Annotated in this window: 8 protein-coding genes; all 8 read right to left on the bottom strand. The window is 38.0% G+C overall.

Translation table 11 applies throughout. The features are described from left to right. Window positions 1–24: 24 nt before the first annotated feature. The 8 genes from B9A18_RS10945 to B9A18_RS10910 all read right to left on the bottom strand — a co-directional run bounded on the left by B9A18_RS10945 (window position 25) and on the right by B9A18_RS10910 (window position 16,114). On the bottom strand, window positions 25–2,535 hold the full coding sequence (locus tag B9A18_RS10945; RefSeq protein WP_159452637.1) for a zinc-dependent metalloprotease: 2,511 nt from the start codon (window positions 2,533–2,535) through the stop codon (window positions 25–27). Between the two features lie 70 nt (window positions 2,536–2,605). Next, window positions 2,606–4,279, bottom strand: coding sequence for a PKD-like family lipoprotein (locus B9A18_RS10940; protein ID WP_159452636.1), 1,674 nt, complete (start codon window positions 4,277–4,279; stop codon window positions 2,606–2,608). A gap of 16 nt (window positions 4,280–4,295) precedes the next feature. Then, complete coding sequence (locus tag B9A18_RS10935) at window positions 4,296–5,066, bottom strand: DUF4843 domain-containing protein (RefSeq protein ID WP_159452635.1); 771 nt, start codon at window positions 5,064–5,066, stop codon at window positions 4,296–4,298. Window positions 5,067–5,094: 28 nt separating this feature from the next. Then, window positions 5,095–6,588 (bottom strand): RagB/SusD family nutrient uptake outer membrane protein, encoded by a 1,494-nt coding sequence (locus B9A18_RS10930; protein WP_084289325.1) that lies wholly within the window; start codon window positions 6,586–6,588, stop codon window positions 5,095–5,097. 19 nt (window positions 6,589–6,607) lie between these two features. Continuing rightward, window positions 6,608–9,781 (bottom strand): SusC/RagA family TonB-linked outer membrane protein, encoded by a 3,174-nt coding sequence (locus tag B9A18_RS10925; RefSeq protein ID WP_084289324.1) that lies wholly within the window; start codon window positions 9,779–9,781, stop codon window positions 6,608–6,610. 46 nt (window positions 9,782–9,827) lie between these two features. Continuing rightward, complete coding sequence (locus tag B9A18_RS10920) at window positions 9,828–11,180, bottom strand: RagB/SusD family nutrient uptake outer membrane protein (RefSeq protein WP_084289323.1); 1,353 nt, start codon at window positions 11,178–11,180, stop codon at window positions 9,828–9,830. A gap of 18 nt (window positions 11,181–11,198) precedes the next feature. Beyond that, a complete protein-coding gene (locus B9A18_RS10915; protein ID WP_084289322.1) occupies window positions 11,199–14,249 on the bottom strand; it encodes a SusC/RagA family TonB-linked outer membrane protein in 3,051 nt (1,016 codons plus the stop codon). Between the two features lie 170 nt (window positions 14,250–14,419). Next, window positions 14,420–16,114 carry a S1 family peptidase gene (locus tag B9A18_RS10910; RefSeq protein WP_084289321.1) on the bottom strand — a complete coding sequence of 565 codons (1,695 nt, stop codon included), beginning with the start codon at window positions 16,112–16,114 and terminating at the stop codon, window positions 14,420–14,422. Between the last annotated feature and the right edge of the window lie 22 nt (window positions 16,115–16,136).

Here is a 16,136-nt window from a genome sequence, read left to right as displayed (position 1 = left end):
AAAAAATATCGTTCTAATAAATCCTTATTTACTTTTCTCTACATCTAAATACTTCGCAATTCTTGCTGAAATGTATTTTAAATGTGCCACCATCACTTGATCTTTATAAGCAGGAATAGCTGCATTACACTGATCCATAATTAATTTCAGGTGAGATTGTAATACTACCGGAACATCAGTACCAGCCAATTCTTCCAGACCTGGCTTACTTAAATCAGGAAGTTTTTCACCGTCTTGCGCAGATTTAATCATATAACCAATAGCAGCTTTCTGTAATATACGTTTATAACTGTCTACCGCTTTATGGCTTTTCACTTCCGCCCATAAGCCATTATTCAGGTCTGTAAACAAGTTATCCACCGTATAAACCGCTTCTGCACCGTAACGCATGGTGGCCGCATTCATTCTAAAAAGACGAGGAGAATGAATTAAATAACTCAAAGCATTGTCCTGCATTTTCTGATACTGCTCTTTCTTAGCTGGCTTACTAAATTTATTTAAAATATTTGGATCAAAAATCCAGGTTGGTGTATTAAACACCTCTCTGTTCATAAATGCTACAGCTGCTTTTTGAGTAGCTTTAGCTACTGGTTTAAACACATCACCATCCTCCTCTACACTTTTAATAGTAGTATGAACACCACCCACATTAGAATAAACGTGACGAATTAAGAAAGAAAACTGATCGCATAAGGTATAGTATAAATCTGAAGTAGTATAATAGGTATCACCTTCTCTATCTGCCCATTTAAGCAAGTTTGCCATCGCAAATTTTAAATTCTTAACTCCATACTCACTTGCTTTTATCGGATCATTTGACAAATCTGCCCATTGTACGCTTGGATCAAATGGATCACTTGGATTAGTGCCTGCAGTGATTGTTCCATACCATAATTTAGAACCCGATTTAACATTATCCAAAATCCATTTCAAACGGATCTTTTTGTCACTTTCGAAGTCTTTGGCACCTGTATAAGTATAACCCCATTTAATTGCCCATTTGTCGTACACACCTATTTTAGGAATCAATCCATTTCTTGAGATCATATCTTCTGGCTGTGCTACATAATTGTAAAAGTTCAGATCCATGATCGAATGGTTAAATGGATTTTTTTCCAACCATTTTTTATCCCTAAGCTGAGCAATTGGAATAGTTGAACTGCTACCTAAATTTTCACGTAAACCAAGGTTAAATCCTACGTTACGACTAATTTCAGCACGGATCAATGCCCCCATCAATTCATTACTAAATTTCATTGTTCTACCATTAGGGTCTGCAGCACCAGCTTGAATCATATACCAATCGTGCAAAGTTTTAACCTGACTGTGCGACCATCCTATATAAGCCTGAAGAATCTCCCCTGTTCTGGGATCACTCAATCTTGGCGCAACTACAAAAGGTGATACAGAAGGAAAATAACGGATTACTCTATAACGAGCATCTTCAATATTCATTGACTTATCATTTTCAGGCCATTCTTTTGCAACAATTGCATTTTTAAACCCTGCGCCTTTAAAGGCTTCATTCCAATCGTTTACACCTGCAATGATATATTGTCTCCATTGCTTTGGTGTAGCAGGATCGACATAATAAACCAAAGGATTTTTCGGTTCAACAAGACCGCCTGCTTTATAGCGTGCCATATCTTGTGGTTTAACCTCTAATCTATTCCTAACAATAAAACGGTTAGTTTCAACTTGCTGTTGTGCATCAGAAAAAACCTGATAGCTACCATTGTAATAGCCAACTCTAGGGTCATATACTTGAATTGACATCGGTACTTTTGGCATGGCCATTACCGAGTTGCTAATTTCAAATGTTACACCAACACTCGAAGCTGGTCCAGCGCCTGGCGCTGCCGGACCATCCGGTCCTGCTGCAGCTGCAGGTGCAGCACCTATAGTATAAGTTTTTAACGACTTAATTTCAATATTTTCAGGATAAGCATCCATCGATAATAGCATTGATCTGTCGGCCGCCGGTGCTCCTGTTCCCATTTGCTTCTTTGCTTCAGCATTAAAACCAGAGATCATATTATCTTTCATAAAGAAATCTGTCATATCAATCACTGATGATTTATTATCAGTACCACGAGTTTTTAAATCAAGCACCATGATTATCGGTTCAATGGTTGCATTTCTAACTGCTCGAGAAATGATATCTGTTGGATTACTCTGGGCTACATTCGTAATTGCTCTTACAAACAACTTATCATTTGGAGCTTTCTCAAATGATACAATCATGGCATTCATCATTTCGCCACCAAATTTCGGACTACCTGTAGCTACTTTAGACAAACGTGTAGTAAATAAAAACTCCCTTGATAATAAAGAGTCAGGAATCTCAAAGTAATACTTCTCGTCTACTTTATGGACTTTAAACAAGCCATTTTTAGAAGTAGCTTTGGCCGTAATAATATCTTTATAAGCCTTCAGTTTAGCTACTACCGGCTTCTTCACTGCTGCAGAATCCTGCGCAAATCCTGTCTCAAATGCGAATAGCGCAACAAGAAAAGGGATAAATTTTAATTTCATAAATTTTTGTTTCATTTAGAGTGATCACTCTGATTATCCGAGTTTTATATAATTGTGTTTTTAGTTCTGTTTAACGTCCCAGGGCCTTTTTAAAAGTAATATCTGTGATTTTATCAAAGCCGGTATAAACATCAGCGGGATTTTCGGGCGAACCAGTAATATCCCCTGTTGCGTTTAAGTTGAAGAAATATACTTTATGACCTCCTCCACTGGCGGATTCATCTGTAGCCACGACCAACACGCGACCCTCAGTAGCAGGTAGATTAGCAGCTGTATATCCGGAATTCAATGTTTTCATCACTTTAATTACCGTACCGGCAGGAAAAGTCAAACCAACTTTCGCTATAGATGTTGCTAAAGGATTGACCTCACATTTATAAATATTGTTCCCATTTACATAATAAAATGCGCCTTCGGGTAAAGACAAATAAGTAGGGCAGGCAAACATCGTAGCCGAATTAATACCAGGACAATTGGCTTCAGTTAATAGATATCGACCTGTTTTAAAATTATTAGCGTAAGTTATCGCTCTCTGAAACTGTATTAAATAAGTAGCATCACCACCCTCATTTCTAAAAATGCAGTTCCAGTAACCATTATTGGTGGTCATAGGCTGTGCATTTTCAGCATGAACCAGATTATGCTGCATATTATTTAAATCAAATCCAGAACCTGTAACGGGATTTAGATCTGATGCAGTTCCTGCATAATTCACAAAATGCTTGTTTGGAACATCAGGATTTGCAGGAACGAATGTACCTGTCTCTACTCTTAGCAATAAAAAGCAACGGTTAGCCTTATCATACAAAGTCATATATGAATCACTATTAGCTGAACTAATTACAAAAGGACTCAAAGTAAAGCTGCCCAAATATGGCGGGCTAAAGAAAATAGGAGGATTTTTAATAGAAAGTGCAGACACCTGACGGTAAGATATCTGGTTGTTATTGATGATGTATTCCCATCCCGCACCACTGCCCCCTGCAGAACCATTCAATTGAAAATTAGTATTACCTGGAGGAACAACAAACCATCCCTCAGATTTAGTTGAATCAGCAAAGTCAGTACTTCTTACTTCTACACCACCGTTCGGATAAAAAAATGTTACCCTTTGTGCACGCAAATTGGTCGCATAGTTAGTCACATTTACCTTATAAGTACCCGCAGGTAATTTGTGTTTATTAAACAAAGAATAAACATTGTTGTACACCTGGCCTTTTACAGATCCGTCTCTTGTTGTGATCACAGATAGGTCTGCCCCACCACCAATAGATTGATCCTGCAGCACCAACCATCCTTCTCTACCCCAGGCAGCTGCCGAAACATTCAATGCAAAATGCTTGTAAAACTCGATACCCGATTTTTTACTCGTCAATTTTACTACCAACCGATACAAATCGGGAGGCAAGACAATTTTTGCGTCCAGATGAACCCCCGAACCAATGACATTTGTTTTTGGATTCTGATTCGTTGAGCTATACTGTGTGACTAACCATTGATAATTATAATCGTCTGCAACACCTATAGAAGAATTGATTTTAAGTCTTACTTTTAGGCTGTCATTCTGATTCAGATCTATAGAGTCTGCAGTTATAAAAACAGTACGATCTACCTTATCCATATCCGTAGCAATATTTACCGCCTCTGGATCCTGATAGTCATAATTACCCTTATCCTTGTAACAGCCAATAAACAAAACTGATACAACAATAGCGCTTAATAGCGTGATTTTTGTCTTTTTCATGTCTTTCATTTTAGCGCTAATAATTTGCAGGTCCAACTTGTACAGGCTGATTATTCGCGTCTGGATCTAATAATTTAGCCCCGACTCCCCCATAGTTACCAGGATAGTTTATGCGTATATAATTCCTTACAATACTTAAATATTGACTGTATATAACAGGAGGCTGACTACGAGTACCTGGAAATTCTGTAATAGTTTCCCCTTTCTCCTCATCATATAAGGCATCTAAAATCACCTTATACTTAGTTTTGGTCCAGGTACCAAAATTGGTTGAATAACCGGCAAAAAGTGAACCTGTGAGTGTACCCCAATTTGCAGGCTGTTGCATATACGCCAGGTTCACAATAACCGTCTGCTGATTGGTAATACCTAAACCAGGAAAACTATCACTCTGGTTAACTTTTAATTTAAACTTAACTGGCTTATTTTCAAGATCTGCGGTACGATAAACCGCAACGGGAACAACCGTCTTATAAGCATTTGCCGGCATTACTGCCTGTTCAGGTAATTTGAAATGTTGTCCTTCCAGACCATCCATATCAACAGCTTTTACGTAGTCAATGGAAATGGATCTATCTGTACCCGCTGCATCGCCTAAAATATTCACAGGCACATATATCGTATCCAACAGCTTTTTCGGATATTTAGCAAAGGAATAACTGAGCTGTCCTTCCGCAACACCGAAATAAAGTCCAGCAGTTTCCTTAAATAATTCTGGTTGCTTTTCACAAGCAGATATAAAAGGAATTACAGAAAATAATATCAAATATTGTTTAAATCGTTTCATGTCTTTTCTATTTATCAATTGATTTAGCTTAATGATTGTATTCAATTTCCTTATCAGGAATAGGAAAAACATAAGCCCCTTTAGGCACAATTACGGTAGTTCCTGTTACCGCTGCAAGGTCTTTGTTCCATCGTTTATAGTAAAGGAAAGTCTGTCCTTCCTGTATAAATTCTTTCTTATATTCTTTCATGATTTCATCATAAAGTATTTCCTGATCTATTACCGTTGTTGTAGTTAAATCAGTTAAACCTCTGCTAACCCTAACTCTATTTAAATAGCTTAAAGCAGCGCCTAGGTCTCCTGCACGCCCTGCACTTTCGGCAGCGATATAATACATTTCAGAAATTCTTAATAAGGGAATATTATTTTGAAGAAAATAAGGCAGTTTAGCATCTTGAAATAATTTAGAAGGCACATTAACACCTGGAGTATTGGCATCAAACCAGGAAATGTATCTATAATCTGTAGCACTTCCAGTAGATCCCTTATAAATTAAATCCTTATTAGTAGCAGCTAAAGTGAGCGCAGTATTCGGTATATTAAATAAGCTATTATTGATATTCGTTACCTTATTGCTATATAAAGAAAATACCAATTCTTGTGAAAACAAGCGATCTCTTGTCGTATTTGACGAACTGGCAACATTCGTAGTAATTAAAGGAAATTTATTGCTACCGATTAATGCCTGAGCCGCTTTAATGGCATTGGTATGATCTCCTTTATATTGATAAGCGCGTGCCAGCAGGGCCTGTGTTGCCCAATAGTTCATGTGATTTTGGGTATAGGAAGAGAATAAATCATGAGAACCCATTTTAAGTGCTGTGGTATCTGTTTGCGACAATAAAGTTTTCGCCGATTGCAGATCTGCTATACAAGAATCCACAGCCATATTTAAAGAAACAAATTGTTTGGTTTGGATATCGAACTTTGTGATATAAGGTATAGCCGGCGCATCAGCTCCAGTTAAAGGAGGTTGTCCGAATAAACGGGCCAGATCAAAATGAAACAATGCCCTTAAAGCCAGTGCCTCGCCTTTTACACGATAAAAATTGTCCCGGGTAAATAATCCTCTTTTCTCATCTATATGTCGCAACAGGTTATTTAAATTGGCAATATTGTTATACATCCCAGCCCAAATACCTGCAATCTCTTTTTTTACGCCTGAATCCTCATAATTATACCGAGAAGCATTGGCATACAAACCACTGCTGGCAGATGAGCTGGATGCATTCGTATAATTATAAGCCATTATGGAAAGCATTCCAGCAGTTAAATTATTGGTATACAAGCCCTCTGTCGGTCCATTATTTGGCTTATCCATTCCAATGTAAATACCAGTAAGCGCGTCAATAAATCCTTGCTCGTCTTTAAACAATATATCTTGTGGAAATTTATCCCTGGCTGGTAAATCCAGCATTTTAGAACAACCACCTGTCCCAATTAAGGCAAGGCTGAATAGCACAAAATACCCAAATTTTAGTATGGTGATTCGGCCTCTTTTTTGTTGTGTTTTCTGATTCATCTTATTATGATACAAAAGATTAGAAATTAGTAGATAAGCCAAAGCTGAAACTTCTGGCAAATGGATAACCAGTCCCGCGTTCCGTTTTGATTGTAGCAAAACGAGCAAAATTGTTCTGGGTAATCATGATGCGTGGTGTGGACAGGCGGGCAGCCTTAACCCACTTTAAGTTTGAAGGGAAATTGTATCCCACAGTCATACTGGTTATATCAAGAAAATCGTTCTTTTGAACAAATCTTGAAGTGGCATTGGTCAGTTGTAACCCGGCATTTGGACCAGATACCAACGATTTGAAAGAAGAATGATCACCAGGCTGTTTCCATCTGTCTGTAAGTACTCTGCGATCCGCATTACCTGAAAGCAAATCAACATTTTCAACTCTATCAACAAGCGTTTGATTATACATGTATCCACCTGTTTGGAAAACGAGATTAAAATTCAGCACAAAGTTTTTATAAGTGAAATTTGATGACATACCACCTTTAAACTTACTGTTTGCGTCTCCAATTGGGCGTTTATCATTAGCATCCCAAATAAAAGTTCTGCTGCCGTCTAATTTCTCAAATACTTCTTTACCGGTTGCAGGATCAATCCCAAATGATGGAACAGCCCAGATTTGGGTCGTTGATTGTCCAACGACAAATCTTGGCAATGGCGATTTTTGAGTTTCACGATCAAAAGAACTGTTATTAGCTTTATTAATAGCTTCAATAGCTGGCGACAACCTGGTAATCACATTGGTATAATGGCCGGTATTAAAGCCAACCGTCCAAAATATATTTCTTTTTGAATTCTTAATCAGCGGTGAAGAAATCGAAACCTCGTACCCCTGATTTCTGGTACCTCCAAGGTTATCCTGATAATTTACAAAGCCTGTAGAGGGTGCAACATCCAGAGGTAAAATCAAATTATCCGTAGTTTCTCTAAACAAATCCATCCCAACGTTTATTTTTCCTTTAAACAAACCTAAGGTTAAGCCCAGATTCTGTTTTAAGGTTTGCTGCCATTTCAAATCCGGGTTGGCGTAATTATTTAACAATGCACCAAGTGACAAGCGGTAATCATTGATAAAGCTATACTCATATACCTGGGTTGACATATACGGAGAAAAATTCTGGTTACCAGTGATACCAAAACTAGCTCTTAGCTTAGCTGATTGTACAATATCATTTTCTTTAAAAAAATCTTCATTTGTAATGTTCCAAGCCACGCCACCTCCATAAAAAGGGGCTAATTTATTATTGGAACCAAATTGAGAAGAACCACTTTGGTTGAAGGTAAATTCTGCTGTATATCGATCATCATAATTGTAACTTAAACTCAAATAATTGGACAAACTTTTGGTTAAGCTTTTATTAGAAAGGGGCCTAGTATTCGACAAACCAAAACCATTAGCCAAGCCCAATTCACTAAGATAATCGATCGGGATACCCGTTACGCCCACCCTTGTACTTTGACTTGATGTTTGCTGAAATGAACCTCCCACTGCAACAAACAGGGAATGATTACCCATTTTTTTATGGTAGCTTCCATTGATCTTACCATCTATAGCTGTATTTATCCCTCTTAATTGTCCATAACTTCCAAGCTCTGAAAATATCGAGATTGATTTTACAAATGAAGTGTGATCAGCTGGGTAAAAGCTTTCCGATTCTGGAACATTCCTGTTCCATCCCAAACTACCTCTCAATTGCAATCCATCCATTATTGTCCATTCCACATTGGTGTTGTTCCCAATGCTTAAGTTGGCTGAATAATCCTTTATATTTAAAGTCGAGTTATAAGATGGATTGGTGAAGGTTCCACCGGGTGCGTTCCCATCAAATTCCAATTCCTTATTGTTCGGTTCTAATATTTTAATGATATTTCCCGCTTCATCTTTATTTCTGAAAAAAGGAAACTGATCTGCATAATCTCTGAAGCTTCCCCAAGGCGTATTGTTACCTTTAGTATAGCCCAGGGTTATCCGGTTATCAAACTTCACGTTCTTAACTACGTAAGAAAGATTATAACTTAAATTATAACGGCTTCGGGACGATTCTTTCATTACACCTTCAGAATTGTTATAATTCAGGTTAAGTCCATAACGTAATGCCCCGGCCCCACCAGATAATGAAAAACTATGATTTGTGCCGAAACCAATCTGTACAGGTTGTGAAAGCCAATAGGTATTTACTCCCCTTTTCGCATTATTTAAACGGTAATTGTACCATTGCTTTTTAGCAATATCATTGAAACGATTTTCATCACTATATATCCCAGCCAATCGTTGGGCTTCGAGTATTCCTTCTGCATCTAATAAATCATAAGAGGATAAATCAGGCAATTCAATATTAAAATTTACAGAATAGGTAGCTCTGATTTTACCAGGTAAGGGTTGTTTGGTTTCGACTACAATTACACCGTTTGCAGCTTTAGAACCATAAGCAACTGTTGCCGCTGCATCTTTTAATACGGTAATGCTGGCAATCAGATTGATGTCCATATCGTAAATCGTTTGCATGGTCGTTTGAAACCCATCCAAAATGAGTAAAGGCTCATTTGGATTGGATAAATAACTCGACATCATATCACCATTTGAAACCGGTGTTCCAGTTGTAGGATTACCAGAAGCTGACACGGGTAAATTATTTTGTCCCCGAATCTGTATAACAGGCAACTGATTCGGGTCACTACCCAGGATATTATTTTCTGTCAAACGTACTGATGGATCGATTGCAGCCAATGCCTGAATCACGTTACGAGGGTTTACCATTTTTAATTCTTCACCCGAATATGCCTTTGCCGCACCTGTAAAATTCCCAACTGGTCTTTTATACAAACCGTTATTGATAGATACTTCTGCCAAAGTTGTTGTTGAAGCTTTCAAGATAACATCCACGATTTTTTCTCCTGACTTTAAAGGCATGTATACCGGTTTGAAACCTACATATGAGAACCTTAAAGTAGCTTTAGGGGACACGTTTTTTAACTCGTAAGTACCGTTGGCTTTAGTTGAGGTGACAATTTTACTATTTACATCCTGAACAACAGCCCCTGGTATTGGTCCACCCTTTTCATCTTTAACTGTACCAGTGATGGTGACATTTTGGGCAAAAAGACTTGTTGAAAGCAGGTTTAGCAATAACAGTGCTGACAATCCTCTACAAATGGACCTGTAAGTCTTGTTTAATATTTTATAGTCGTTACTCATATTGATCGTTTAACAAAAATGTTTTAGAAATCGGATGCTTAAAAAATTATTCTGGCTTAACAAAAAGGTATGATGCATTTCCATCAACCGGGACTTTGGTAAATGGTAATGTTGCAAACGGCATATTCTTGCGTTTGTAGTAAAAAAACATCTGTCCCTCTGCTATAAACTCCTTTTGATATTCGTTCTTGATTTCTATTCCTAAATTTTCCAGTGTCAACCCTGCGATAGGATATTTGGGCAAATTTCTGTGTACCCTTACGGTATCGAGTAAAGCAGTAGCTTTAACTGCATCAACATCTTTTAGGGCACACTCTGCGGCTATATAGTACATTTCCGTCAAACGAACCATGGGCATTGAAGGCTTTGAAGCGAAAGGATAGAACTTTTTAGGCATAAAGGGAGCGCCTGTCCCGTTTCCTGTTGTAGGGTCTACAAATGATTTTCTCCAATCTGCCACAGCACCATTTACTTTTACATAAAGTTCAGTCTGATTAACCGCGGTTAGCCCCAGTTTGGCCTGGTCAGCAAATACGGATTTCTGAAAAGACTGCGACTGATATAGAAACAGATTAAACAAATTTTCATTGGTAAAAAACAGATCTGCATTCGTTTTGGCTAGCAGAAACTTGTTGCTTTCTATTACAGAATTGGCACACAGTTTCGCATTTTCATGATCACCCTTATATAAGTATAAACGGGCTAACATTCCCTTCACTGCCCAGTTATTAATTCTATAATTTGTTACATCAGTAGGACTCAGTAAACTTTCTGCAGTTTTCAGGTCTTCTATACACATTCCCATCACCTCATCTATAGTGGAGATTGCTGCCTTACCCGGACTTATTGTTTTAATGTAAGGAATACCAGGGCCAGAACTTGTACCAGCTGCCGGCGCCATCGTAAATAAACGAAGCAGATCGAAATGTAAATAGGCCCTTAAAGCCAGGGTTTCTCCTTTGTAGCGATTGTAATTATTACCAGTAAATATGCTTTTTTTAGCTTCGATATTTACCAGAAGATTATTTAGATTAGCAATAGACTGATACATTTTTATCCATACCTCAGCAGCATATTTCTTTAAGTCAGCACCCTGAAGATTATATCTGGCACTTTCATAAAACAAAGGTCCTATAGAGGTTTCAATATTCTGGTCATAACTCCTGCCCAGCAAAGAAAGAACGCCCATTGATAAATCACGTCCATAAAGGGTCGAATCGCCCATTTGCAGATATACACCAGTTAACACATCCTGAAAGCCTTTTTCTGTAGAAAATACAAGTGATTCATCCACCTGCAAAGGTTCGCTGGTGTCGCTCACCCATTTTTTACATGATGCACTAAACAACAGTAAAAGCCCCCCTACAACAGTTAATATTTTGATTTTAAAACTTTTCATAAATCTGATTTTACGCTTTTAGAAATTTGCATTTAAAGAAAAAGTATAGTTCCGTTGGAACGGATAGTAAATTCCGCGCTCCATTTCGGCACCTCCCCATTCAAAGACGTTATTCAACATACACCTGACACCTATATTTTTAGCTTTGATTTTATTAGCAAGATTCTTTGGCAAAGTATAACCCAGCATGATTGACGAGCATTGAATTCTATCGTCCTTTTGAACCAGTCTGGTTGTTGCATATGTTGGAATAGTATTTGTCCAATTTTGCATGAGTGCTCTACGATCTACATTATAAAAGACATCTGCATTTTCAACCCTGTCTGCTAAAGTTTGGTTATAGACCTTAGCTCCCAATTGATAATTGAAATAGATACCTGCAGAAAACTGTCTGAATGAGGCATCTGTTCCAAAAGAGCCCATTAAAGAAGGCATCAAATCTCCGGCTAGAACTTTATCATTTGCATCCCAAACGCTTGTTGTAGATCCATCCTTTTTCTGGAACATTTCCACTCCTGTTTGTGAATCAATGCCTAATGAAGGTACTGCCCAGATTGCGCTAGGTGAATATCCTGTCAGGTATGTAATTTCATCTTTGTTCCATCTACCATTTACACGCAGATTCCAGTTCAGGTTATTTTTATCGGATTTATAAATAGTACCTAGCGCACTAAACTCCAGTCCTTTATTTTCAATACTACCCTGGTTCTGATAATAAGTATAATCAACAAAACCACTAGAGAGATCAGAAATTAAAGGCAAAATTAGATTGGAAGTTTTTTGTTGATACAGATCAATATTTAAAGCTAGTCTGTTGTCGAGCATTGCAACATCCAAACCTATGTTTTGTTTAAATGTTTCGGGCGACTTCAAATTAGGGTTGGCATAACTTGTTAAGTATGCGCCTAACCCACGGCCTATAACACCACTTCCTGTACCAGCTGGGATATACTGTTGATTTGTATAATAATTATAAGTTGTACTGTTCAGATAAGATAAGAAATACTGATTACCTGTGGTACCTAAACTTCCTCTTAATTTAAGCCTGTTTATCCATTTAATTGATTCAAGAAAACTTTCCTGCTTTACATTCCATGATAAACCAACACCCCAAAATAGTACGCTATTATCGTTTCTTCCAATTGCAGAATGCAGATCATTGGCAGCAGATAAATCCAATTGGTAGCGATTTGCATAACTATATACTGCATTGGCAAAAGTAGAAGCATATCTGGTAATAATTTTTCCGGTAATGGGTTTTGTTGTAGCGTACGCAGCTCCAAAAGCAATATCTGATAATCGGTCAACATTAAAACCTTGAACTATTAACCCAGTAGATTCACTTGAAGTCTGGATCATATTTTGTCCTGCAGTTGCATAGACTTCATGTTTTCCAAATATATTATGGTAATCCAGGCGAAGTCCAGCTTCCATATTCATAAATGAATTTGAAGTATATTCATAATGCCCTCTCTCAAACAGATTGTCTGCAGTAACGTCAGCAAAAGTAGTATGACTAGGTGGCAAGAAGTAATTGACTTCATCCATTTGTTTACTAATCCCTACATTTCCATTTAGCTTCAGCTTTTCATTGATCACCAGGTTCAAATTGGTTATGTTACTAACTCTCGAATAATCAGCAATATCCTTAGTTGCAATAGTGGTATTGTATACCGGGTTCATCAAATTGATTGTTTTCCCTCCGATAGTAATTTCCTCTAATATTTTTTGCGTTTTCCCTGTTTCTGGGTCATAAGGATTCCAATATGGGTTTTGTAAGGTATAAGTATTGAATGTTCCGTAAGGCGAGTTCGACGCAACAGCAGCTAAATATGAAAATCTGTTGTCAAACGAAAATGACCTTATTCGGCCTCCAAATAAAGCCCCCAGCTCTGACGTTTTTCTAGACGAACCTTTCATGCTACCCTGGTTATCATTAAAAGCAGCGGTTACACTATAAACCATATCGTCGTTTCCACCACTCAGACTAAGGGAATGTTTCATTCCAATACCCTGACGCAAGGGCATTTCTAACCAGTTTGTATTTATACCTTTATTATAAGCATCATCATAACGCTTTGCATAATACGGTGCCAGATCGCCTGCATACAAACCTGCCTTACTTTCGATGCCCAGCTTTTCTTTTGCATTTAATACATTAAAAGAAGATAAATCCGCAGCAGCAATTTGCAGTTCAGATATAATCCCAACATTTAACAGTCCTCTTTGAGGCTTTATGGTTTTAATGACAATAACACCATTTGCACCGCGCAAACCATAAACAGCTGTGGCTGCAGCATCTTTTAAAACGGTAATGCTATGAATACTGTTGATATCGAAATCGGTTGCAGTCTGCAAACTTACCTGTACCCCATCCATAATGATTACAGGACTACCAGATGAAAATATATTGGAAGCAATATAATCAGCCGATGATGGCGCAAGCTGAACTCCTTTTTGTCCTGTTTTACTATTGGCGACAATAGCACCAAAGGCGAAATTATTAGCGCCTCTTAACCTGATATCCGAGATTGCATTCGGGTCCCCACCAACAAGGTTACTTCTTGAAGCAGAAAGAGCAGGTACAAAATATTTCAGTGCATTAATGAAGCTGCTACTGTTAACTTTACGCAAATCGGTACCACTAACTGTTACTGCTGCTCCGGAAAATATGGAATTAGGTCTGCTATACAATCCTGTATTGACAATTGATCCGTCGGCAGCTTCATTACTTTTTTGCAGAAAAATCTGCATAGTTCCTGCAGATAGTTTTTTCACTAAACCATAATATCCCGGTTTGTTGATCAGTACTACAGAATCCTTTCCTATATTCTCAAAAACTACAACACCATTAAGGGTGTGCTTTGACTGTATACCAATCACCACCCTAACACTGTCTAATAGATTAAAATTGTCTCTGTCTTTAACACTAACAATTATCTCTCTATCCTGATGAGTGACGTCAACAACTTTTTTTGTACTTTTCTTATTTTGCTCTTGAGCAAAACCTGTCTGATGACTAAGGTAAATACTTACCAAAGTGAACAAGCCAAACACTTTTAGATTCATTGATTAGTTTATTGGTAAAGGGTTAGTTTGCATAGTTTTATAAAAACTATCCGAATACCAAAAATAGACCAACGACTCCAAAAATAAAATGGAGGATTAAATGGAATTACTGGATTATACTTTGATATAATCCAGCTCCTCCTTAATAAGGTATCATCAAAAGACAGGAATTAAAGCACTGTTATTCCTTTTACAAATTGCACAATCAAGGGTGCAGGGATAGCTAAACTGCTCGTGCGACTTAACCGGGCGATGTTAATTCCATAAAAATTACCCTTTGCATCAAATACAGGTCCTCCACATTCTGATGGCGCTAATCTGGCATCATGAACAAACACCTCTTTAAAATTATCACGTCGCAGACTTTTTCCTTCCACAAACAAGTCTTTTTGCGGATTAGATTTAACATAGCGGGGTTTTAATGTAATTGTTTTAGTGTGCGTTGCCCCACCATTCTTAGTGTATTCCAGTTTTATGGATTGGTTTGTTTCAAATTTCGACAATTCTTCCGGCAAATCGTCTGTCGTTAAAATCATACGATCATTGATTTTTTTTAGTCCATCATATACCGCAATATCATCAGGTTTTGCTTCCTGCTTTTCAGATGCCAAGGGAAACACCCCTGTAGTCAGCATCTTATTGTCAGTATTGTTAAAACTCACTCCGATTCCTAAATACCTTTCAGGCGATTTCGGGATACTGACGTGGAAATTTCCTAATACGCTCATATCAGCCTCAGCTTTCGGTTTAGGGGATATCAGGAACGTACCTAATTGCTCAAAGCCAAAATTAACTGCCGCAGTATTCAAGTTAACACCGCCCGCTACTTCCTGATTAATTTGAAGGAGTACCAGGTCGTTCGCCTCATCCCGGGCAATTACTTTTGCATCAGCCATACTACCATCTTTCAATTCTATTTTAGGCTTTGCTCCTACCATTGAGCTTTTACTGATGAAAAAACTTTTCCCTTTCAGCCCCGATTCGAGCAGCAGTCCGTTCAGATTCACTAGTGTACTTAAAACACTGCCGTTAAGCGAGTCTTTCACAGTAAAAACGTTATTTTTATAAATAGCATCTTGCTCCTTGTAACTTGCGATGAGTTCGGTCATTTGCGGAACCGGCAACTGTTGTTTGAACTTTTTGTTCATCTTGAACTGCTCTTCTTTGATAAAAGCATTATGCACAGCAGGTTCTTTTAATGCCTCCCAGTATTTTCTAAAATTATCAATCGGTGCCTCCAGGTTCTCATCTAAATTAAAACTTACACGACTATGGATACCAATTACTCTTCCTTTAAGATCAAACAATGCTCCTCCAGAATCTCCTGGCTCCATTAAACAAGTACTACGCATAAAGCTGGTTTTATGCTTTGGTTCGCCAATATACCCGAATCTTATCGTTGGCTTCTTAGCAGCAAAACTTCCCGGATAAGAAATACTCATACAAGGGGCATTGGTTTCTAAAGTTAATGAGTAACCCATCTCGGCAATTGGCCATTTCCCTTTTTCAGTGATCACAATCATGGCACCATCTATGGAATGAATAACCCCCAATCCTTTCGCTTTAAACTCACGTCCATCAGGGAAACTAACCAGATAAGCCTGATTCGGATTTATCGCATGGGCGGCTGTAAGAATGTGTCCCTTTGCATCTACCACTACCCCACTAAAGTATCCGCCTACAGCCTGCTGATTAACATCAAGATTAACAATCCGTACACATGCGGCATAGGCCTTTTGGCTATTTAACTTCAGCTCACTTTCTAATTTCGCAGGATCAAAATCACCGGTTTGGGCAAAAGCTGGATTGATGAATTGCAACCCGATTAAAAGCGCAATTAAGTGTTTAATTCGGTTTAATTTCACAGAATTTTCTTATCTATTTGTT

It is taken from the genome of Pedobacter nyackensis, assembly GCF_900176505.1.
Classification (GTDB): Bacteria; Bacteroidota; Bacteroidia; order Sphingobacteriales; family Sphingobacteriaceae; genus Pedobacter; species Pedobacter nyackensis.
The sequence above is the reverse complement of the archived record's forward strand: the minus strand, read 5'-3'. Positions and strand labels throughout refer to the sequence as shown.